Source organism: Pseudomonas mandelii, from assembly GCF_006438925.1.
GTDB classification, from domain to species: Bacteria; Pseudomonadota; Gammaproteobacteria; order Pseudomonadales; family Pseudomonadaceae; genus Aquipseudomonas; species Aquipseudomonas mandelii_C.
The window spans coordinates 111,781-131,930 of the sequence record NZ_RCZA01000007.1 but is presented as its reverse complement, the minus strand read 5'-3'; the positions used below and the strand labels follow the sequence as shown (position 1 = coordinate 131,930).

General features: G+C 59.3%; 17 protein-coding genes and 1 pseudogene. 8 read left to right on the top strand and 10 right to left on the bottom strand.

Annotated features, from left to right (window positions below):
- Positions 1-18: 18 nt before the first annotated feature.
- Entirely contained in the window at positions 19-771 is a 753-nt protein-coding gene (gene lpxH / locus EAH74_RS17495; protein ID WP_140680061.1) for a UDP-2,3-diacylglucosamine diphosphatase, read from the bottom strand.
- Positions 768-1,271, bottom strand: a complete 504-nt coding sequence (locus tag EAH74_RS17490) for a peptidylprolyl isomerase (protein ID WP_008146076.1) — start codon at positions 1,269-1,271, stop codon at positions 768-770. The genes lpxH and EAH74_RS17490 overlap by 4 nt, the downstream gene beginning before the upstream one ends.
- Before the next feature lie 260 nt (positions 1,272-1,531).
- Between EAH74_RS17490 and EAH74_RS17485 the strand changes: the two genes are divergently transcribed.
- Together EAH74_RS17485 and cysS are read left to right on the top strand one after the other, a co-directional pair.
- A complete protein-coding gene (locus EAH74_RS17485; RefSeq protein ID WP_140680059.1) occupies positions 1,532-3,229 on the top strand; it encodes a glutamine--tRNA ligase/YqeY domain fusion protein in 1,698 nt (565 codons plus the stop codon).
- Positions 3,230-3,244: 15 nt separating this feature from the next.
- The gene (gene cysS / locus EAH74_RS17480) at positions 3,245-4,627 is read left to right on the top strand and encodes a cysteine--tRNA ligase (protein WP_140680058.1); all 1,383 of its coding nucleotides are present in this window, start codon (positions 3,245-3,247) and stop codon (positions 4,625-4,627) included.
- A gap of 176 nt (positions 4,628-4,803) precedes the next feature.
- Here cysS and EAH74_RS17475 read toward each other — a convergent pair whose 3' ends face one another.
- A complete protein-coding gene (locus tag EAH74_RS17475; RefSeq protein ID WP_140680056.1) occupies positions 4,804-6,657 on the bottom strand; it encodes a sigma-54-dependent Fis family transcriptional regulator in 1,854 nt (617 codons plus the stop codon).
- A 426-nt stretch (positions 6,658-7,083) separates the two neighbouring features.
- On the opposite strand from EAH74_RS17475, the gene EAH74_RS17470 reads away from it, so the two are divergent.
- The 6 genes from EAH74_RS17470 to EAH74_RS17445 are packed head-to-tail and all read left to right on the top strand — an operon-like array spanning position 7,084 to position 13,020.
- Positions 7,084-8,178: an ABC transporter ATP-binding protein gene (locus tag EAH74_RS17470; RefSeq protein ID WP_140680054.1), complete on the top strand. Its 1,095-nt coding sequence runs from the start codon at positions 7,084-7,086 to the stop codon at positions 8,176-8,178.
- Complete coding sequence (locus EAH74_RS17465; RefSeq protein ID WP_140680052.1) at positions 8,178-9,269, top strand: ABC transporter ATP-binding protein; 1,092 nt, start codon at positions 8,178-8,180, stop codon at positions 9,267-9,269. The genes EAH74_RS17470 and EAH74_RS17465 overlap by 1 nt, the downstream gene beginning before the upstream one ends.
- Positions 9,270-9,271: 2 nt before the next feature.
- A complete protein-coding gene (locus EAH74_RS17460) occupies positions 9,272-10,138 on the top strand; it encodes a carbohydrate ABC transporter permease (protein ID WP_123366279.1) in 867 nt (288 codons plus the stop codon).
- Positions 10,139-10,146: 8 nt separating this feature from the next.
- On the top strand, positions 10,147-10,947 hold the full coding sequence (locus EAH74_RS17455; RefSeq protein ID WP_046047472.1) for a carbohydrate ABC transporter permease: 801 nt from the start codon (positions 10,147-10,149) through the stop codon (positions 10,945-10,947).
- Positions 10,948-10,957: 10 nt separating this feature from the next.
- Positions 10,958-11,230, top strand: a complete 273-nt coding sequence (locus EAH74_RS17450) for a DUF2160 domain-containing protein (RefSeq protein WP_008146061.1) — start codon at positions 10,958-10,960, stop codon at positions 11,228-11,230.
- Between the two features lie 47 nt (positions 11,231-11,277).
- The gene (locus EAH74_RS17445) at positions 11,278-13,020 is read left to right on the top strand and encodes an extracellular solute-binding protein (RefSeq protein WP_140680050.1); all 1,743 of its coding nucleotides are present in this window, start codon (positions 11,278-11,280) and stop codon (positions 13,018-13,020) included.
- Between the two features lie 492 nt (positions 13,021-13,512).
- Here the strand turns inward: EAH74_RS17445 and EAH74_RS33685 are convergent.
- The 7 genes and pseudogenes from EAH74_RS33685 to nuoI all read right to left on the bottom strand — a co-directional run.
- Positions 13,513-13,605 (bottom strand): annotated as a pseudogene (locus EAH74_RS33685) (transcriptional regulator); the annotation flags it as partial.
- Positions 13,606-13,882: 277 nt separating this feature from the next.
- Positions 13,883-15,346 carry an NADH-quinone oxidoreductase subunit NuoN gene (gene nuoN, locus EAH74_RS17435; protein WP_033057078.1) on the bottom strand — a complete coding sequence of 488 codons (1,464 nt, stop codon included), beginning with the start codon at positions 15,344-15,346 and terminating at the stop codon, positions 13,883-13,885.
- A gap of 7 nt (positions 15,347-15,353) precedes the next feature.
- Positions 15,354-16,886 carry an NADH-quinone oxidoreductase subunit M gene (nuoM, locus tag EAH74_RS17430; protein WP_140680048.1) on the bottom strand — a complete coding sequence of 511 codons (1,533 nt, stop codon included), beginning with the start codon at positions 16,884-16,886 and terminating at the stop codon, positions 15,354-15,356.
- 39 nt (positions 16,887-16,925) lie between these two features.
- The gene (gene nuoL / locus EAH74_RS17425) at positions 16,926-18,779 is read right to left on the bottom strand and encodes an NADH-quinone oxidoreductase subunit L (protein WP_140680046.1); all 1,854 of its coding nucleotides are present in this window, start codon (positions 18,777-18,779) and stop codon (positions 16,926-16,928) included.
- Positions 18,776-19,084: an NADH-quinone oxidoreductase subunit NuoK gene (gene nuoK / locus EAH74_RS17420; protein ID WP_007946416.1), complete on the bottom strand. Its 309-nt coding sequence runs from the start codon at positions 19,082-19,084 to the stop codon at positions 18,776-18,778. The genes nuoL and nuoK overlap by 4 nt, the downstream gene beginning before the upstream one ends.
- A 2-nt stretch (positions 19,085-19,086) precedes the next feature.
- Entirely contained in the window at positions 19,087-19,590 is a 504-nt protein-coding gene (gene nuoJ, locus EAH74_RS17415; RefSeq protein WP_140680045.1) for an NADH-quinone oxidoreductase subunit J, read from the bottom strand.
- A 9-nt stretch (positions 19,591-19,599) separates the two neighbouring features.
- Positions 19,600-20,145 carry an NADH-quinone oxidoreductase subunit NuoI gene (gene nuoI / locus EAH74_RS17410; protein ID WP_019648466.1) on the bottom strand — a complete coding sequence of 182 codons (546 nt, stop codon included), beginning with the start codon at positions 20,143-20,145 and terminating at the stop codon, positions 19,600-19,602.
- Between the last annotated feature and the right edge of the window lie 5 nt (positions 20,146-20,150).

Sequence of the window (20,150 nt, the reverse complement as noted above, 5' to 3'; positions counted from 1 at the left end):
AGGATTTGTGTATGGCGGTTAGGTATTGGGTGCTGCCAGTTGCGGCGGCGGGGCGAAGTCGAAAGGCGCCAACGCAAACCCTTGCTCATCCACCTGCAACGCCCACCCCTGACGATCCCAATCCCCCAGCACAATCCGTTTGGCCGCCTGCTCGCCAATCTGCAATTTGTGAATGGCCGGGCGATGGGTATGCCCGTGGATCAAGGTCTTCACGCCATAGGCCTGCATGATCCGCGGCACTTCTTCCGGCGTGACATCCACAATATCGTTGGCCTTCATCCGCGTCTGCGCACGGCTTTCACTGCGCAGCTTGCGCGCCAGTTTATGGCGAGTCCGCAAAGGCAGGTGCCGCAGGATGAACAGGGTGATCGGATTACGCAGATAGCGACGCAGCTTCATATAAGCCTCGTCGCGGGTGCAGAGGCTGTCGCCGTGCATCAATAGCACCGGCTCGCCGTAAAACTGCACGACACTCGGGTCTTTCAACAACGTGCAGCCAGCCTGTTTGCAGAAGGCCTGGCCGAGCATGAAGTCGCGATTGCCGTGCATCAGAAAAATGGCCGTGCCGCTGTCGCTGAGTTCGCGCAGGGCCTGGCAGATGGAGCGCTGGAACGGCGTCATGGCATCGTCGCCAATCCACGCCTCGAAAAAGTCGCCCAGGATGTACAACGCACTCGCCGAGCGGGCGCGTCCGGCAAGCAAATCCAGAAACGCCCGGGTAATGTCCGGGCGCTCCTCTTCCAGATGCAAGTCTGAAATCAGCAGTATCACTCAATGATCTCGGCTTTCTCGATGATCACGTCTTCTGCTGGTACGTCCTGGTGGCCGGACTTCATGGTGGTGGAAACACCTTTGATCTTGTCGACCACGTCGGTGCCTTCAACTACCTTGGCGAACACGGCGTAACCCCAGCCCTGAGTGGTCTTGGCGCTGTGGTTCAGGAAGCTGTTGTCAGCCACGTTGATGAAGAACTGGGCGGAAGCCGAATGCGGTTCCATGGTGCGGGCCATGGCAACGGTGTACTTCTCGTTCGGCAGGCCGTTGTCGGCTTCGTTCTGGATGCTTGGGCGCTTGTCTTTCTTTTCTTTCATGCCTGGCTCGAAACCGCCGCCCTGGATCATGAAGTTACCGATGACGCGGTGGAAAACGGTGTTTTCGTAGTGACCGGCTTTGACGTACTCGATGAAGTTGGCCACGGTGATCGGGGCTTTCTCAGCGTTCAGTTCCAGGACGATGTCGCCATGGTTGGTGGTCAGTTTGACTTGGGTCATGATCGGTACTCTTTCTAATAATTCGTGGGTTTCGGGGCATTGAAGCCCTCAACCGGTCCGGCCAATTTTGGCCAAGATGCGCAGTTTAGCGTGCCGGGCGCGAATTTCGAGGCTGTTTTTCATTTGCATCCGATTAAATGCAGCCGTTTTTTGCCCTGCGCTGTCAGCGACTTGACGGCATCGGCTATGATAAGCCCCTTTGTTTTAACCGCCGCTTTGATTTGGCCAACTGGCCGCGCACTTGTACGTTCAAGGATCCTATGAGCAAGCCCACTGTCGACCCTACCTCGAATTCCAAGACCGGCCCTGCCGTGCCGGTCAATTTCCTGCGCCCGATCATCCAGGCGGACCTGGACTCGGGTAAGCACACGCAGATCGTCACCCGTTTCCCGCCTGAGCCCAACGGCTACCTGCACATCGGTCACGCCAAGTCGATTTGTGTGAACTTCGGCCTGGCCCAGGAATTTGGCGGCGTCACGCACCTGCGTTTCGACGACACCAACCCGGCCAAGGAAGACCAGGAATACATCGACGCGATCGAAAGCGACGTCAAATGGCTGGGCTTCGAATGGTCCGGTGAAGTGCGCTACGCCTCGCAGTATTTCGACCAGTTGCACGATTGGGCCGTTGAGCTGATCAAGGCCGGCAAGGCCTACGTTGATGACCTGAGCCCTGAACAGGCCAAGGAATACCGCGGCAGCCTGACCGAACCGGGCAAGAACAGCCCGTTCCGCGATCGCTCCGTGGAAGAGAACCTGGACTGGTTCGCCCGCATGAAGGCCGGTGAATTCAAGGACGGCGCACGCGTGCTGCGGGCCAAGATCGACATGGCCTCGCCGAACATGAACCTGCGCGACCCGATCATGTATCGCATCCGTCACGCGCATCACCACCAGACTGGCGACAAGTGGTGCATCTACCCGAACTATGACTTCACCCACGGTCAGTCGGACGCCATCGAAGGCATCACCCACTCGATCTGCACCCTGGAGTTCGAAAGCCATCGTCCGCTGTACGAGTGGTTCCTCGAGAACCTGCCCGTGCCGGCGCAACCGCGTCAGTACGAATTCAGCCGTCTGAACCTGAACTACACGATCACCAGCAAGCGCAAGCTCAAGCAACTGGTCGATGAAAAGCACGTTCATGGCTGGGACGATCCGCGCATGTCCACGCTGTCCGGCTTCCGCCGCCGTGGCTACACGCCGAAATCGATCCGCAACTTCTGCGAAATGATCGGCACCAACCGTTCCGACGGCGTGGTCGACTTCGGCATGCTCGAATTCAGCATCCGTGACGACCTCGACCACAGCGCCCCGCGTGCCATGTGCGTGCTGCGTCCGCTGAAAGTCGTGATCACCAACTACCCGGAAGACCAGGTCGAGAACCTCGAACTGGCGTGCCACCCGAAAGAAGACATGGGCGTGCGCGTTCTGCCGTTCGCCCGTGAGATCTACATCGACCGTGAAGACTTCATGGAAGAGCCGCCAAAAGGCTACAAGCGCCTGGAACCGGCCGGCGAAGTGCGTCTGCGCGGCAGCTACGTGATCCGCGCCGACGAAGCGATCAAGGACGCCGATGGCAACATCGTCGAACTGCGTTGCTCCTACGATCCGGAAACCCTGGGCAAGAACCCTGAAGGCCGCAAGGTCAAAGGCGTGGTTCACTGGGTGCCGGCCGCGGCCAGCGTCGAGTGCGAAGTGCGCCTGTACGATCGCCTGTTCCGCTCGGCCAACCCTGAGAAGGCCGAAGACAGCGCCAGTTTCCTGGACAACATCAACCCTGACTCGCTGCAAGTCCTCACCGGTTGTCGTGCTGAGCCTTCGCTTGGCAATGCACAGCCGGAAGACCGTTTCCAGTTCGAGCGCGAAGGTTACTTCGTCGCGGATATCAAGGACTCGAAACCAGGTGCTCCGGTATTCAACCGTACCGTGACCTTGCGTGATTCGTGGGGCCAGTGATTCAAGGAACCTAAAGTGCTTACGATCTACAACACGCTCACCAAGAGCAAAGAAGTCTTCAAGCCGCTGGATGGCAACAATGTGCGCATGTACGTCTGCGGGATGACCGTGTACGACTACTGCCACATTGGCCACGGCCGCAGCATGGTCGCGTTCGACCTGGTGACCCGCTGGTTGCGGTTTAGCGGTTATAACCTGACGTATGTGCGCAACATCACCGACATTGAAGACAAGATCATCAATCGGGCCAAGGAGAACGGCGAGCCGTTCGACGTGCTGACCGAGCGCATGATCACCGCGATGCATGAGGATGAGGCGCGCCTCAATATCCTCAAGCCGGACATGGAACCACGGGCCACCGATCATATCGCTGGCATGCAGACCATGATCCAGACCCTGATCGACAAGGGTTACGCCTACGCCCCGGGCAATGGCGACGTTTATTACCGCGTCGCCAAGTTCATGGGCTACGGCAAGCTGTCGCGCAAGAAAATCGAAGACCTGCGCATCGGTGCGCGGATCGAAGTCGACGAGTCCAAGCAAGACCCGTTGGACTTCGTGTTGTGGAAGGGCGCCAAACCGGGCGAGCCGAGCTGGCCATCGCCTTGGGGCGACGGTCGTCCGGGCTGGCACATCGAGTGCTCGGTGATGTCGACCTGCTGCCTGGGCGAGACCTTCGACATTCATGGCGGCGGCAGCGACCTCGAGTTCCCGCACCACGAAAACGAAATCGCCCAGAGTGAAGCGGCCACCGGCAAGACCTACGCCAACGCGTGGATGCATTGCGGCATGATTCGCATCAATGGCGAGAAGATGTCCAAGTCCTTGAACAACTTCTTCACCATTCGCGACGTGCTGGAAAAGTACCACCCGGAAGTCGTGCGTTACCTGCTGGTGTCGAGCCACTACCGCAGCGCGATCAACTACTCGGAAGACAACCTCAAGGACGCCAAGGGCGCACTCGAGCGTTTCTACCATGCGTTGAAAGGCCTGCCGAACGTTGCGCCTGCTGGCGGCGAAGCCTTCGTCGAGCGTTTCACCCAGGTGATGAACGACGACTTCGGCACGCCGGAAGCCTGCGCGGTGCTGTTCGAGATGGTTCGCGAGATCAACCGTCTGCGTGAGAGCGATCTTGATGCGGCGGCGGGCCTGGCGGCTCGTTTGAAAGAATTGGCCAGCGTGCTCGGTGTGTTGCAGCTTGAGGCGGATGACTTCCTGCAGGCCGGTGCCGAAGGGCGGGTCGATGCGGCTGAAGTCGATGCACTGATCCAGGCTCGTTTGACGGCTCGTGCTAATAAAGACTGGGCCGAATCCGACCGCATCCGCGACCAGCTCACCGCCATGGGCGTGGTGCTGGAAGACGGGAAGGGTGGAACGACCTGGCGTTTGGCTGACTGATTGCTGCGTTCGCTACAAACAAAACCCGCCTTGTGCGGGTTTTTGTTTGTTTGGTTGAAGATCAAAAGATCGCAGCCTTCGGCAGCTCCTACAGGATTTCGTTTGCCCACAATGATGCGGTTGGACGCGGACCTGTGTAGGAGCTGCCGAAGGCTGCGATCTTTTGATCTTCGCTTTTAACCTTCCAACTGGCGCAATCGCTTATATAGGGTATTGCGGCTCACCCCGAGCCTGCGGGCGAGATGCGAAATATTCCCCCCAGCCGCCTGCAACTGCCGATTCAAATCCTCGGCATCATTCAAATCCACCGCCAACGGCTCCGGTAAATCCACCGGCTCCATCTCCAAATCAACAAAAAAGTCATCGGGCAAATGCTCCGGCCGCACCGGTTGTTCCTCGGCCATGGCCAGCGCGACCTGCATCACGCTGCTGACCTGACGCAAATTCCCCGGCCACGGATGACGGCTGAACAACTCCATCACCTCACGGCTCAGCCCGGCCCATTGCGAGGGCTCCCGGTGCTGTTCCCACAGACGTTTGAACAAGGCCTCTTTATCACTGCGTTCTCTTAACGGCGGCAGTTCCAGGGTCAAACCACCAATCCGGTAATACAAATCCTCACGAAACCGCCCCAACTGAACCTGTTCGCGCAACGAGCGGTTGGTCGCCGAAATAATGCGGATGTCCACCGGGAACAACTCGCTGCTGCCCACCGGTTGCACGCAGCGTTCCTGCAACACCCGCAACAAACGGGCCTGGGTTGGCAGCGGCATGTCGCCGATTTCATCGAGAAAGAGGGTGCCTTTATCGGCCTTGCGGATCAGCCCGATGCTGCCTTTCTGGTTGGCGCCGGTAAACGCGCCTTTCTCGTAGCCAAACAGCTCGGATTCCACCAGTTCGGCGGGGATCGCCGCGCAGTTGACGGCGATGAACGGTTGTTTGCTCCGGGAGCTGGCCTGGTGCAGGGCTTTGACGAAGACTTCCTTGCCGACCCCGGTTTCGCCGTGGATCAACAACGGAATGTCTTTTTCCAGCAACCGCTCGGCCTGACGCACGGCTTTTTCCACGCGGCTGTCGCCGAAGTGCAGGGTGTTCAGGCTGATTGCGGCTGGCGTTGTCGCAGCACTCGGCTCAGCACCCTTGGTTTCAGAAAACAGTCGCGCCCGAATCGGCGCCTGTTTCGGCCGCTTCAACAGGCACTGGAAGCGGTTGCGCCCGGAGGCTTGCAGGGCAAACGGCAAACCATCGGGTTGATTCAGCAGCTCCAGCAATGAAACCTTGAACAAACTTTCCACGCTGACCCGCGACAGGCTGATGCCCAGCAGGTTGTCGGCCCGGCGATTGGCGGACAGCACCTGCCCGGTCTCGTCAAAGATCAGCAACCCGGCCCATTGACTGTCGAGGTTGTTCAGCCCGGTATTGAAGGTCAGCTGGAAATGCTGTCCATGGAACAGGTTGAGGATCAGCCGGTTTTCCACGGTCTGACTCATCATCTTGACCATGCCGAGGGTGTGGGACGGCGGCAGGTAGCTGTCGCTGGACACATCCAGCACCGCGATGACCTTGCGTTCGGCATCGAAAATCGGTGCGGCGGAACCGGTCATGAAGCGGTTGGCCTTGAGGAAATGTTCATCGTGCTCGATGTGCACCGCCTGTTCGCAGGCCAGGGCGGTGCCGATCGCATTGGTGCCGCTGCAGCGTTCCATCCAGCTGGCACCGGCGTTGAAACCGCGGGTCAGGTTCGGCTCGATAAAACGCTGGGTGCCCCAGGACGTCAGCACCTGGCCCTGATTGTCGGCGAGCATGATCAGGCAGTTGGAGTTGCTGAGGATGTTCTCGTAATACGGCAAGACTTCCTGGTGAGTGGTTTGCACCAGTGAGTGCTGGCTCTCCAGCAATTGCGCAATGCCCTCGGCCGGCAACTGATCGAACGCCGGTGCGCTCTGATGATTGAGGCCGAACGCGCGGCAACGGGACCAGGAGTCCTGGATGATGGCGTCGTGGGAGAGCGGCAAGGCGGGTGCGGCCATGGCAGTCGATCTCTGAGCATTATTATTTTTGTTATGAGTAACGCGAACCTGTAGCAGCTGGCGAAGCCTGCGTTCGGCGACGCAGTCGTCGTAAAACCTGTAGACGCGGTAATCCTGATACACCGCGACGCCTGATTTCACGACGACTGCGTCGCCGAACGCAGCCTTCGGCAGCTGCTACAAGGGCGTGCGCAATTCAGAATTTTCCGCAGCAAAAGCATCCGTAGAGTGTTGTTCACTATTGTTCATTGTCAACCGCCGAATTGTTCAATTGTTCAGCCACGGTTGTTCATTTCTGTTCAGCAACGAACGCGGTTTTTCTTCCATTTGCAGGATTCTCAAGCCGGATCAACGGTTTGCAGTTTCTGGCACGAATGTCGCTCTGTAGCTCCGGTCGCTTGACTCCAATAATAAAAAGGCCGAGCCATGTCATTAACCCTGGAGCACGTCAGCCGTACCGTCGAGGGCCAGACCTGGATCGACGATGCGTGCCTTAATTTCGAAGCCGGATCTTTCAACGTTTTGCTCGGGCGCACGCTGTCCGGCAAAACCAGTCTCATGCGCCTGATGGCCGGTCTGGACAAGCCCGACAGCGGTCGGATCCTGATGAACGGCGTCGACGTCACCCAGCGCCCGGTGCGTTTGCGCAATGTGTCGATGGTCTATCAGCAGTTCATCAACTACCCGACCATGACGGTGTTCGAGAACATCGCCTCGCCATTGCGCCAGGGCGGCGTGTCCAATGAGCTGATCCAGAGCAAGGTGCTGGAAACCGCGAAGATGTTGCGCATCGAGAAATTCCTCCAGCGCCACCCCCTCGAACTCTCCGGCGGTCAGCAACAGCGCACGGCGATGGCCCGGGCGCTGGTCAAGGATGCCGAGCTGATTCTGTTCGACGAGCCGCTGGTGAACCTCGACTACAAACTGCGCGAAGAACTGCGTCAGGAAATGCGCGAACTGTTCAAGGCTCGCCACACCATCGCCATCTACGCCACCACCGAACCCAACGAAGCCCTGGCGCTGGGCGGCACCACCACCATTCTTCATGAAGGCCGGGTGATTCAGAGCGGCAAGTCTTCCGAGGTGTATCACCAGCCGCAATCCGTGCTGGCGGCGGAGCTGTTCTCCGAGCCGCCGATCAACCTGATGCCGGGGCGTATCGCCGGCAACGAAGTCAGCTTCGCCAATTTCGTGCACTTCCCGCTCAACGTCGATCTGCGGCCGGTGGGCGAGGGCGAATTCCGCTTTGGCGTACGGCCCAGCCATATTTCGCTGGTGCCGAGCAACGATGATGACCTGGAACTGGCAGTCACCGTCGAGGTGGCCGAGATCAGCGGGTCGGAAACCTTCCTGCACGTGCGCAACGAACATTTCCTGTTGGTGCTGCACTTGCCCGGCGTTCACGAATACGACGTCGATGCGCCGATTCGCATCTATATCCCGACCCATAAACTGTTTGTCTTCGATACGCAGGGGCGGTTGGTCCAGGCGCCCGGTCGCCGTATCGCGAGGGTTGCCTGATGGCCGAAATCCGTTTGCAGCACCTTGCCCACAGTTACACCCGCACGCCGACCGGCCCCGAGGATTATGCGATTCGCGAGATGGACCACGTCTGGGAGCAGGGCGGTGCTTACGCGCTGCTCGGGCCTTCGGGCTGCGGCAAGTCGACCTTGCTCAACATCATTTCCGGATTGCTCAGTCCGTCTCAGGGTCAGGTACTGTTCGACAGCAAAGTGGTCAACGACCTGACCCCCGAGAAGCGCAATATCGCCCAGGTTTTCCAGTTTCCGGTGGTCTACGACACCATGACGGTGTTCGACAACCTGGCCTTCCCGCTGCGTAATCAGGGCATGGCCGAGGCGAAAATTCACAGCAAGGTGCAGGAAATCGCCGAAGTCCTCGACCTCCAGGCGCTGCTGAGCAAGAAGGCGCGCAACCTCACCGCCGATGAAAAGCAGAAAGTTTCCATGGGCCGTGGGCTGGTGCGCGATGACGTGTCGGCGATCCTGTTCGATGAGCCGCTGACCGTGATCGACCCGCACCTGAAGTGGAAGCTGCGGCGCAAGCTCAAGCAGATCCACGAGCAGTTCAACATCACCATGGTCTACGTCACCCACGATCAGCTCGAAGCCTCGACCTTCGCCGACAAGATCGCCGTGATGTATGGCGGACAGATTGTGCAATTCGGCACGCCGCGAGAACTGTTCGAGCGACCGAGCCACACCTTTGTCGGCTATTTCATCGGCAGTCCGGGGATGAATCTGATCGAGGTACAGCCGCAGCCCGGCGGTGTCGGTTTCGCCTCGACTCATTTGCCGCTTTCCGATGCTCAGCAGAAACGCATCGCCGAGTCCGAGTGGAAAACCTTGAAGGTCGGCATCCGTCCGGAGTTCGTGCATGTGTGGGACGAGCCGTTTGATGAGGCGATGCAGGCACAGGTCGTACACGTCGAAGACCTCGGCACCTACAAGATCATGACCCTGAACCTCGACGGCACCCCTTTGAAAGTGCGCCTGGCCGAAGACAAGCCAGTGCCTGAGGGAACCGCCTACATCAGCTTCCCGGCTCAATGGTTGATGGTGTATGCCGACGAATATCTCTTGGAGACGTAGCCATGAACAAGGTGCAGAACAACAAGGCCTGGTGGCTGGTGTTGCCGGTGTTTTTGCTGGTGGCGTTCAGTGCGGTGGTCCCGATGATGACCGTGGTCAACTACTCGGTGCAGGACATTTTCGACCAGTCCAGCCGCTACTTTGTCGGCGCCGACTGGTACAGGCAAGTGCTGCTCGATCCGCGCCTGCATGACTCGTTGCTGCGCCAGTTCATTTACTCCGGCTGTGTGCTGCTGATCGAAATCCCGCTGGGCATCGCCATCGCCCTGACCATGCCGACCAAGGGTCGCTGGTCGTCGCTGGTGCTGATCATCCTGGCGATTCCGTTGCTGATTCCGTGGAACGTGGTGGGGACGATCTGGCAGATCTTCGGTCGGGCGGACATTGGTCTGCTCGGCGCCAGCCTCAAGGCCATGGGTCTGAACTACAACTATGCGGCCAACACCATGGACGCCTGGGTCACGGTGCTGGTGATGGACGTCTGGCACTGGACGTCGTTGGTGGCGCTGTTGTGTTTCTCGGGGCTGCGGGCGATTCCGGACGTGTATTACCAGGCGGCGCGGATTGATCGGGCATCGGCCTGGGCGGTTTTCCGACACATCCAGCTGCCCAAGCTCAAGAGCGTATTGCTGATCGCGGTGATGCTGCGGTTCATGGACAGTTTCATGATCTACACCGAGCCGTTTGTGCTGACCGGTGGCGGTCCGGGGAATGCCACGACTTTCTTGAGTCAGACCCTGACCCAGATGGCCGTAGGGCAATTCGACCTCGGCCCGGCGGCGGCTTTCTCGCTGGTGTACTTCCTGATCATTCTGTTGGTGTCCTGGTTGTTCTACACCGCCATGACTCACTCTGACGCCAACCGCTGAGGCCCGCCATGAGCAAGAGAAAGCTGATTCCACTGCTGATCTACATCCTGTTCCTGCTGGTGCCGATCTACTGGCTGCTGAACATGTCCTTCAAGAGCAACACCGAAATCCTCAGCGGCCTGACGCTGTTTCCGCAGGATTTCACTTTCGCCAACTACAAGGTGATCTTCACCGACCCGAGTTGGTACACCGGTTATCTGAACTCGCTGTACTACGTGAGCCTGAACACGGTGATTTCGCTGAGCGTGGCATTGCCGGCCGCGTATGCGTTCTCGCGCTATCGGTTCCTTGGTGACAAGCACCTGTTCTTCTGGCTCCTGACCAATCGCATGGCGCCGCCAGCGGTGTTTTTGCTGCCGTTCTTCCAGTTGTATTCCTCGATCGGTTTGTTCGACACCCACATCGCGGTGGCCCTGGCCCACTGTCTGTTTAACGTGCCGCTGGCGGTGTGGATTCTTGAGGGCTTTATGTCCGGCGTGCCGAAGGAAATCGACGAAACCGCCTACATCGACGGCTACAGTTTTCCCAAGTTCTTCGTGAAGATTTTCGTTCCGCTGATTGGCTCCGGGATCGGTGTGACGGCATTTTTCTGCTTCATGTTTTCCTGGGTCGAGCTGCTACTGGCGCGAACGCTGACGTCGGTCAACGCCAAACCGATTGCGGCGGTGATGACGCGCACGGTCTCCGCGTCCGGTATCGACTGGGGCGTGCTGGCGGCGGCGGGGGTGTTGACTATCCTGCCAGGCATGCTGGTGATCTGGTTTGTTCGCAATCACGTGGCCAAGGGCTTTGCCCTGGGCCGGGTCTGAGGAGCTGATGATGGAATGGATGAGTTGGACCGGCCCTACGGCGGCATTCTTCAGCGTCATTGCCTTGATCCTGGTGGGCATGACGACCTGGGAACTGCGTTCGCCGAGCATTCTTCGGCGTGGTTTGTTGCCGATTGCCACCACCCGTGGCGATCGGTTGTTTATCGGTCTTCTCGGCAGCGCCTACCTGCATTTGCTGGTAATCGGCGTCACCGACTGGAGCATCTGGGTGGCGTTCGCGTTGTCCCTGGTGTGGCTGTTGGCTGTGATGCGTTGGGGCTAGTCGAATCGCTCGGCAAAGTTGCTCCGAAACCCTAAAAGGAGGTCTCTATGTTCGACAAAAACAATAAGCTGCGACATAGCGTTTCATTGGCAGCCATGCTGGCACTCAGCGGGCTGAGCGCTGCAGCCTGGGCCGATGCCTATGAAGACGCTGCGAAGAAATGGATTGGCGCCGAGTTCAAACCGTCCACCCTGACGGCCGACCAGCAGCTCGCGGAATTGAAGTGGTTCATCAAGGCGGCCGAGCCGTTTCGCGGGATGGACATCAAAGTCGTCTCCGAAACCCTGACCACTCACGAATACGAGTCCAAGGTGCTGGCCAAGGCCTTTACCGAGATCACCGGGATCAAGGTGACCCACGACCTGCTGCAAGAAGGCGACGTGGTGGAAAAGCTGCAGACCGTGATGCAGTCGGACAAGAGCATCTATGACGGCTGGGTCAACGACTCGGACCTGATCGGTACGCACTTTCGCTACGGCAAGACCGAATCGATCACCGACCTGATGGCCAACGAAGGCAAGGCGTATACCTCGCCAACGCTGGACATCAAGGACTTCATCGGCATTTCCTTCACCACGGCTCCGGACGGCAAGATCTATCAGCTGCCTGACCAGCAGTTCGCCAACCTGTACTGGTTCCGCGCCGACTGGTTCGAACGCGCGGACCTGAAAGCCAAGTTCAAGGAAAAATATGGCTACGAATTGGGCGTGCCAGTGAACTGGTCGGCCTATGAAGACATCGCCAAATTCTTCAGCGAAGACGTCAAGGAAATCGACGGCAAGCGGGTCTTCGGGCACATGGACTATGGCAAGAAAGATCCGTCCCTGGGCTGGCGCTTCACCGATGCCTGGTTCTCAATGGCCGGTGGCGGCGACAAGGGCTTGCCCAACGGTTTGCCGGTGGACGAGTGGGGCATTCGTGTCGAAGACTGCCACCCGGTCGGTTCCAGCGTGACTCGCGGCGGCGATACCAACGGCCCGGCAGCGGTGTTTGCCACCACCAAATACGTCGACTGGCTGAAGAAGTACGCGCCACCGGAAGCGGCAGGCATGACCTTCTCCGAATCCGGTCCGGTACCGTCGCAGGGCAACATCGCCCAGCAGATCTTCTGGTACACCGCGTTCACCGCCGACATGACCAAGCCGGGTCTGCCAGTGGTGAATGCCGATGGCACGCCGAAATGGCGCATGGCTCCATCGCCGCGCGGGCCATATTGGGAAGAGGGCATGAAGCTTGGGTATCAGGACGTGGGTTCCTGGACGTTCATGAAGTCCACGCCTGAGAAACAAAAACTGGCGGCCTGGCTCTACGCGCAGTTCGTGACTTCGAAAACGGTATCGCTGAAGAAAACCATCGTCGGTCTGACACCGATCCGCGAGTCGGACATCAACTCGCAAGCCATGACCGACCTGGCACCGAAACTCGGTGGTCTGGTGGAGTTCTACCGCAGCCCTGCCCGCGTGCAATGGACCCCGACCGGGACCAACGTGCCGGACTATCCGCGTCTGGCACAACTGTGGTGGAGCCACATCGCCGAAGCCGCCAGTGGCGATAAAACCCCGCAACAGGCGCTTGATGGCCTGGCCAAGGATCAGGACGCAATCATGAGCCGCCTGGAACGCTCCAAGGCTCAGGCCACCTGTGCGCCGAAAATGAACCCGGAACGCGACGCGCAATACTGGTTCGACCAACCTGGCGCGCCGAAACCGAAACTGGCCAACGAGAAGCCGAAGGGCGAGACCGTGAGCTACAACGAACTGCTGAAGTCCTGGGCGGATGCGCGTAAGTAAAGGCTGAACCGCGGAAGGCGAACGGCACCGAGAGGTGCCGTTTTCTTTGGCGCCTGATCCATGGCCATCGCGAGCAGGCTCACTCCCACAATGATCGGCGGGGTTCACCGCATGGGTGACTGGCACAACGCCTGTGGGAGTGAGCCTGCTCGCGATGGCAGTGTGTCAGTCAACAAGGTATCGACTGACCTGACGCCTTCGCGGGCAAGCCACGCTCCCACAGTGATCCGGGGTGGCCACAGAATTAGCGAACGGCACACAACCTGTAGGAGTGAGCCTGCTCGCGATAGCGGAATGTCAGGCAATGACGATGTTGAACATGCCGACGCCATCGCGAGCAGGCTCGCTCCCACATTGGTCAGGGTGGGTCTGATAGATCCATGTGCGCAGATGTGGCTTCTACCTTTCGTAGGTATCTAGCTGGCTGTCTGACAGAGAGGTATCGATGTCATTTGGAAATACGAGTTTGCCCTTCATGGCGCCGATCCGTTTAACACGCGTTTTTTTCAAGTTGATTTTGCCTTGGCGTTCTTTGGCTAACGCATCGAGGCCATCCATCAACTCTGAAAAAATAGTCCGCTTCATGGTTCTTGGATCTCCACTCGATAGGTGATCTTCAAATTTAGCGGCAAATGCCTTCTGCGAAATGTCAGCCATTGCTCACCGCTTTGCAGGCAAATTCCTAGAAAGGAGAGGGCATTGAAGATCAAAAGATCGCAGCCTGCGGCAGCTCCTACAGGGTGTACGCCCTCCCAATGTAGGAGCTGCCGCAGGCTGCGATCTTTTGATCTTGAATCCCCCAAAACAAAAAACGGCACCCGAAGGCGCCGTTTCTGTTTTCTACCGAGTGTCGCTTAAGCGATCAACCCGCCAACCCCGCTTGCTGAACCAGCACCAGCAACGGCTGCGGATACAGCCCGAGGAAGAACGCCAGTGCAGCGATCGCCAGCAGCATCACGCCGCCTGCACGTTGTTCCCAGTGCAGTTGCGCATCGTGACGACGCAGGTTCGGTTCGATCAGGTACAGGGTGACCATGACGCGCAGGTAGTAGAAGACGCCGATGGCGCTGCCCAGTACCAGGGAACCGACCAGCCACCATTGGTGCGACTCGACACCGGTAGCGATGATGTAGAACTTGCCGATGAAGCCCGCGGTCAGCGGGATGCCGGCGAGGGACAGCATCATCACGGTCAGTACGGCGGTCAGGTACGGACGGCGCCAGAACAGGCCGCGGTATTCGTACAGGGCATCCGCGTCACGGCCGTTGTACGGCGAGGACATCAGCGTGATCACGCCGAACGCGCCGAGGCTGGTGATCACGTAGGTGACCAGGTACACGCCGATGGCTTCCACGGCCAGACCCTTGCTCGCCACCAGGGCGATCAGCAGGTAACCGAAGTGAGCGATGGACGAGTAACCCAGCAGACGCTTGAGGTTGCTTTGGGTCAGTGCCAGCAGGTTACCGAACAGGATCGACGCGATGGCGATGATGGTCAGCACGTCGCTCAGTACACCGCTGCTCGCCGCTGGCGAGATCTGGAACAGACGCACCATCACTGCGAACACAGCGACTTTCGAAGCGGTGGCCAGGAACGCCGCCACCGGTGCCGGAGCACCTTCGTAAACGTCCGGAGTCCAGAGGTGGAACGGTACCAGCGACAGCTTGAACGCCAGACCGATCAGCATCATGCCCAGGCCCAGTTGCGCCAGCGAACTTGGCAGGCCAGTGGCCGCCAGGGCCTGGCCGATACCGACGAAGCTCAGGCTGCCGGAGTCGGCGTAGAGCAGGGCCATGCCGAACAACAGGAACGCGGAACCGGCGGCCGACAGCACCATGTACTTGATACCGGCTTCCAGCGAACGCTTGTTGAAGAAGGCATACGCCACCAGACCGTAGACCGGTACCGAGAGCAGTTCCAGACCGATGAACAACCCGGCCAGGTGCTGCGCGCTGACCAGTACCAGGCCACCAGCGGCGGCCATCAGGATCAGCAGGTAAAGTTCTTCACGGTTGCCCGGGTAACCCGAACCGCCATCGCCGAGGTAGGCGTGGGCGAGGGTGACACAAGCGAGGGTGGCGACCAGGATCAGCGCCATGTACAAGCAAGCGAAGGTGTCGATTTGCAGCAGTGGAGTCACGGCCAGAGGCGCGACTTTCAGGGCTGGCAGGATCGACAGCAACGCCAGGTTCAGACCCGCCACGGAAATCAGGAAGGTCTGCGAGTGGTTGCGGCGCCAGGCGATCGCCAGCATCACCACGATGATCGTGGCGCTGGTGATCAACAACGGCGCAAGCGCAATAAAGTGTTGAGTCGTGAATTCCATAGCGCTCTTACCGGGCCGAAGCGAGTTGAGTGAAGGCGGTGCCGAGCCATTGCTGCACGCCATGCATCGTCGCAGCAGAGGTATCGAGGAACGGTTGCGGGTACACGCCGATGAAAATCAGCAACGCAGCCAGACCGACCACCATGATCAGTTCGCGACCATCCATGCCATGCAGCACCGCATCCGATTTGGACGGGCCGAAGTAGGCACGGTGGATCATGATCAGCGAGTAGACCGAACCGAACACCAGACCGGACGTCGCGAGGATAGTGATCAATGGAGCGCTCGGGAACGTGCCGATCAGGATCAGGAACTCACCCACAAAGTTACCGGTAGCCGGCAAACCCAGGGACGCGGCGGCGAAGAACAGGCTGACGGCCGGCAGGTAAGCGATTTTCGACCACAGGCCGCCCATCTCACGCATGTCACGGGTGTGAGTGCGCTCGTACAGCTGACCACTGAGGATAAAGAGTGCCGCCGCCGACAGACCGTGCGCCAGCATCTGCATGACCGCGCCCTGCAGCGCCAGTTGGCTGCCGGAGTAGATGCCGATCAACACGAAGCCCATGTGGGAAACGGAGGAGTAGGCGATCAGACGCTTGATGTCGGTCTGGGCGAAGGCCAGGAACGCACCGTAGAAGATCCCGATCAGACCCAGGGTCATGGCGATCGGCGCGAACTCGGCCGAGGCATTCGGGAACAGCGGCAGGGCGAAACGCAGCAGACCGTAAGCCGCCGTCTTCAACAAGATACCGGCCAGGTCGACCGAGCCCGCTGTCGGCGCCTGGGCGTGAGCATCAGGCAGCCAGGAGTGGAACGGCACCACTGGCAGCTTCACCGCGAAGGCGATGAAGAAACCGAGCATCAAAATGTACTCGGTGGTCAGCGACATCTTGGTTTTCAACAGATCGGCGTAGTTGAAGGTAATCACGCCAGTGTCGTTGAAGTTGACCAGTACCAGACCCAGGATCGCCACCAACATGATCAGGCCGGAAGCCTGAGTGAAGATGAAGAACTTGGTCGCCGCGTAGATCCGGGTTTTCTTGCCGTCCGAAGAACTGTGACCCCAGAGCGCGATGAGGAAGTACATCGGCACCAGCATCATTTCCCAGAAGAAGAAGAACATGAACAGGTCGAGGGCGAGGAACACGCCGACGACACCGCCCAGGATCCACATCAGGTTCAGGTGGAAGAAGCCAACGTGACGCTGGATCTCTTTCCACGAGCAGAGTACTGAGAGGATACCCAGCAGACCGGTCAACAGGATCATCAACAGCGACAGGCCGTCGAGGGCCAGGTGCACGCTGATGCCAAAGCGCTCGATCCAGATGTGCTTGAACTCAAGCACCCAGGTCGGATCGGCGCCAGGTGCCGGGGCAAATGAATAATTACCGTGGGCCCACAGCCAGAGGCCGAGCGCGAGTTCCAGGGTCATGGTCAACAGCGCAATCCAGCGGGGGAGGGTAGCGCCGAAGCGCTCACCCATCCAGCACAGCAGGCCGCCGATGAAGGGGATCAGGATTAGCCAAGGCAGAATCATGACGGGCTCAATTCCTTTCGCAAGTTCGCAAGGTTCATATCAGACCGCTACCAGCACGATGGCGCCGATGACCAGCACGGAGCCGGCTGCCATCGATGCCGCGTACCAACGCAGTTGACCGGTTTCGGTACGGCTCAGGGCGGTGTGACCGCCTTTGGCCATACGCGGGATCAGACCGATGGTCTGGTCGAGCGGGTCTCTGCGCAGTGCGTGGCTGATCGCAAGGTATGGCTTGACGAACAGTTTGTCGTAGATCCAGTCGAAGCCCCAGGCAGCGAACCACCAGGCCGAAAGGAAGCGGCCAATGCCGCTGTTGGCGATTGCAGTGACGAAACGACGCTTGCCGAGGAACAGCAGCGCGGCCAGCAGGATACCGGCCAGGGCGATGGCACCCGAGGCGATTTCCAGACTGTGCTTGGCTTCGCCGCCAGCATGGCCGACGCTTTCCGGCAGCACGCCGTGCAGTGGCGGAACGATCATCGCGCCAATGGCGGTAGACAATACGATCAGCACCGACAGTGGCAGCCAGTGAGCGATGCCGTGACCGGCGTGCGCTTCGGTCTTCGCTTCACCGTGGAACGTGATGAAGATCAGGCGGAAGGTGTACAGCGACGTCATGAACGCACCGACCAGACCTGCGTAAAGCAGACCGTGATTGCCGCTGGCGAACGCTTCCCAGAGGATTTCGTCCTTGGAGTAGAAGCCTGCGGTGACCAGCGGCAGGGCAGACAGCGCTGCGCCGCCGACGATGAAGCTGGCGTAGGCCAGTGGCAGTTTCTTCCACAGGCCGCCCATCTTGAAGATGTTCTGCTCGTGGTGGCAGGCAACGATCACCGCACCGGACGCAAGGAACAGCAGCGCCTTGAAGAAGGCGTGGGTCATCAGGTGGAAGATCGCACCATCCCAGGCACCAACGCCCAGGGCCAGGAACATGTAGCCGATCTGGCTCATGGTCGAGTAGGCGAGGATACGTTTGATGTCGGTCTGAACCAGTGCGGCAAAACCTGCCAGCACCAGGGTCACACCGCCGACAACGCCGACCAGGTGCAGGATATCCGGCGCCAGGCTGAACAGACCGTGAGTACGGGCGATCAGGTAGACACCGGCGGTCACCATGGTTGCGGCGTGGATCAGTGCCGAAACCGGAGTAGGACCGGCCATCGCGTCCGCCAGCCAGGTTTGCAGCGGCAGTTGCGCAGATTTACCGACAGCGCCGCCCAGCAGCATCAGGGTCGCCATGACCATCCAGAAGTCGCCGGCCTGGAATTTCTGTGGCGCCAGCACCAGCAGTTCCTGGATGTTCAGCGTGCCCAGTTGCGCGAACAGGATGAACAGGCCGATCGCCATGAACACGTCGCCGATCCGGGTGACGATGAAGGCTTTGAGTGCCGCGTTACCGTTGTTGCGGTTGCTGTAGTAGAAACCGATCAACAGGTACGAGCACAGGCCCACACCTTCCCAACCGAAGTACAGGAACAACAGGTTATCGCCCAGCACCAGGAACAACATGCTGGCAATAAACAGGTTGGTGTAGGCGAAGAAGCGCGAGTAACCGGCTTCACCGCGCATGTACCAGGACGCGAACAGGTGGATCAGGAAGCCGACGCCGACCACCACACCGAGCATGGTCAGGGACAGACCATCCAGGTACAGCGCGAAGTTAGGCGTAAAGCCTTCCACCGCCATCCACTGCCACAACACTTGCGTGTAGTGACCGCCTTCAGGCGGCGCAACGTTGAACTGCCAGATCACATAAGCCGACACGATGGCCGACAGGCCAATGGAACCGACGCCGATCAGCGCCGACAGGTTTTCCGAAAAACGGCCGCGTGAGAACGCCAGCAGCAGGAAACCTATGAGAGGGAATACGAAAGTCAGATAGAGAAGATTCATCCGCGCATCTCGCTGGCAGCGTCGATATCGAGAGTGTGGAAGCGGCGATACAACTGCAACAGAATCGCCAGGCCAATACTGGCCTCGGCGGCTGCCAGGCTGATCACCAGGATGAACATGATCTGTCCATCCGGCTGCGCCCAGCGGCTACCGGCAACGATGAAGGCCAGTGCGGAGGCATTCATCATGACCTCCAGGCTCATCAGCACGAAGAGAATGTTGCGGCGGACCATCAGGCCGACCAGACCGAGGCAGAACAGGATGCCGGCGACCGCCAGACCATGCTCCATAGGGATAGCAGGCATCGTCATTGCTCCTTGGCTTCGTTGCGGCCCAAGTGGAACGCCGTGACAGCTGCGGCGAGCAGCAACATCGAGGCGAGTTCGACCACCAGCAGGTAAGGACCGAACAGGCTGATGCCCACGGCCTTGGCGTCTACGGTGGTGTGGCCGATGGCCTGACCGCTGTCATGGCTGAACAGTACGTACAGCAGTTCAACCAGCAGCAGGGTGCCGAGCGCGACCGGGCCGAGCCAGATGCCGGGTTTGAGCCAGACGCGCTCTTGCTGAACCGAGGCGGGCCCCAGGTTCAGCATCATCACCACGAACACGAACAGCACCATGATGGCGCCAGCGTAGGCGATCACTTCCAGCACACCGGCAAACGGTGCGCCGAGGGTGAAAAAGGTCATCGCCACGGCAAGCAGCGAAATGATCAGGTAGAGCAGGGCGTGCACAGGGTTGGTGTTGGTGATCACGCGAAGCGTGGACACAACAGCGATACCCGATGCGAAATAGAAAGCGAATTCCATCTTTCTTCCTTAAGGCAGCAAGCTCTTCACGTTGATCGGTTCGGCTTCATTCTGCGCGGCGCCTTTCGGCTTACCGGCAATCGCCATACCTGCAACACGATAGAAGTTGTAATCAGGGTTTTTGCCGGGGCCGGAGATCAGCAGATCTTCTTTCTCGTACACCAGGTCCTGACGTTTGAACTCGGCCATCTCGAAATCCGGTGTCAGCTGGATCGCGGTGGTCGGGCAGGCTTCCTCGCAGAGGCCGCAGAAAATGCAGCGCGAGAAGTTGATACGGAAAAACTCCGGGTACCAGCGACCGTCATCGGTTTCAGCTTTCTGCAGCGAGATGCAACCGACCGGGCATGCCACGGCGCACAGGTTGCAGGCTACACAACGCTCTTCGCCGTCGGGGTCGCGGGTCAGCACGATACGGCCACGGAAGCGCGGCGGCAGGTACACGGCTTCTTCCGGGTACTGCAACGTGTCGCGCTTGCGGAAGGCGTGGCCGAAGATCATCACCAGGCTGCGAAGCTGGGTGAAGAAGCCATGCACGATGTCAAATATGTACTTCATGATTC

Excerpts from the sequence above, each read along its gene's own strand:
- EAH74_RS17490 (WP_008146076.1), bottom strand. The coding sequence starts at position 1,271 with ATGACCCAAGTCAAACTGACCACCAACCATGGCGACATCGTCCTGGAA.
- EAH74_RS17485 (WP_140680059.1), top strand. The coding sequence starts at position 1,532 with ATGAGCAAGCCCACTGTCGACCCTACCTCGAATTCCAAGACCGGCCCT.
- EAH74_RS17475 (WP_140680056.1), bottom strand. The coding sequence starts at position 6,657 with ATGGCCGCACCCGCCTTGCCGCTCTCCCACGACGCCATCATCCAGGAC.
- EAH74_RS17470 (WP_140680054.1), top strand. The coding sequence starts at position 7,084 with ATGTCATTAACCCTGGAGCACGTCAGCCGTACCGTCGAGGGCCAGACC.
- EAH74_RS17465 (WP_140680052.1), top strand. The coding sequence starts at position 8,178 with ATGGCCGAAATCCGTTTGCAGCACCTTGCCCACAGTTACACCCGCACG.
- EAH74_RS17460 (WP_123366279.1), top strand. The coding sequence starts at position 9,272 with ATGAACAAGGTGCAGAACAACAAGGCCTGGTGGCTGGTGTTGCCGGTG.
- EAH74_RS17455 (WP_046047472.1), top strand. The coding sequence starts at position 10,147 with ATGAGCAAGAGAAAGCTGATTCCACTGCTGATCTACATCCTGTTCCTG.
- EAH74_RS17450 (WP_008146061.1), top strand. The coding sequence starts at position 10,958 with ATGGAATGGATGAGTTGGACCGGCCCTACGGCGGCATTCTTCAGCGTC.
- EAH74_RS17445 (WP_140680050.1), top strand. The coding sequence starts at position 11,278 with ATGTTCGACAAAAACAATAAGCTGCGACATAGCGTTTCATTGGCAGCC.
- nuoN (WP_033057078.1), bottom strand. The coding sequence starts at position 15,346 with ATGGAATTCACGACTCAACACTTTATTGCGCTTGCGCCGTTGTTGATC.
- nuoM (WP_140680048.1), bottom strand. The coding sequence starts at position 16,886 with ATGATTCTGCCTTGGCTAATCCTGATCCCCTTCATCGGCGGCCTGCTG.
- nuoL (WP_140680046.1), bottom strand. The coding sequence starts at position 18,779 with ATGAATCTTCTCTATCTGACTTTCGTATTCCCTCTCATAGGTTTCCTG.
- nuoK (WP_007946416.1), bottom strand. The coding sequence starts at position 19,084 with ATGCCTGCTATCCCTATGGAGCATGGTCTGGCGGTCGCCGGCATCCTG.
- nuoJ (WP_140680045.1), bottom strand. The coding sequence starts at position 19,590 with ATGGAATTCGCTTTCTATTTCGCATCGGGTATCGCTGTTGTGTCCACG.
- nuoI (WP_019648466.1), bottom strand. The coding sequence starts at position 20,145 with ATGAAGTACATATTTGACATCGTGCATGGCTTCTTCACCCAGCTTCGC.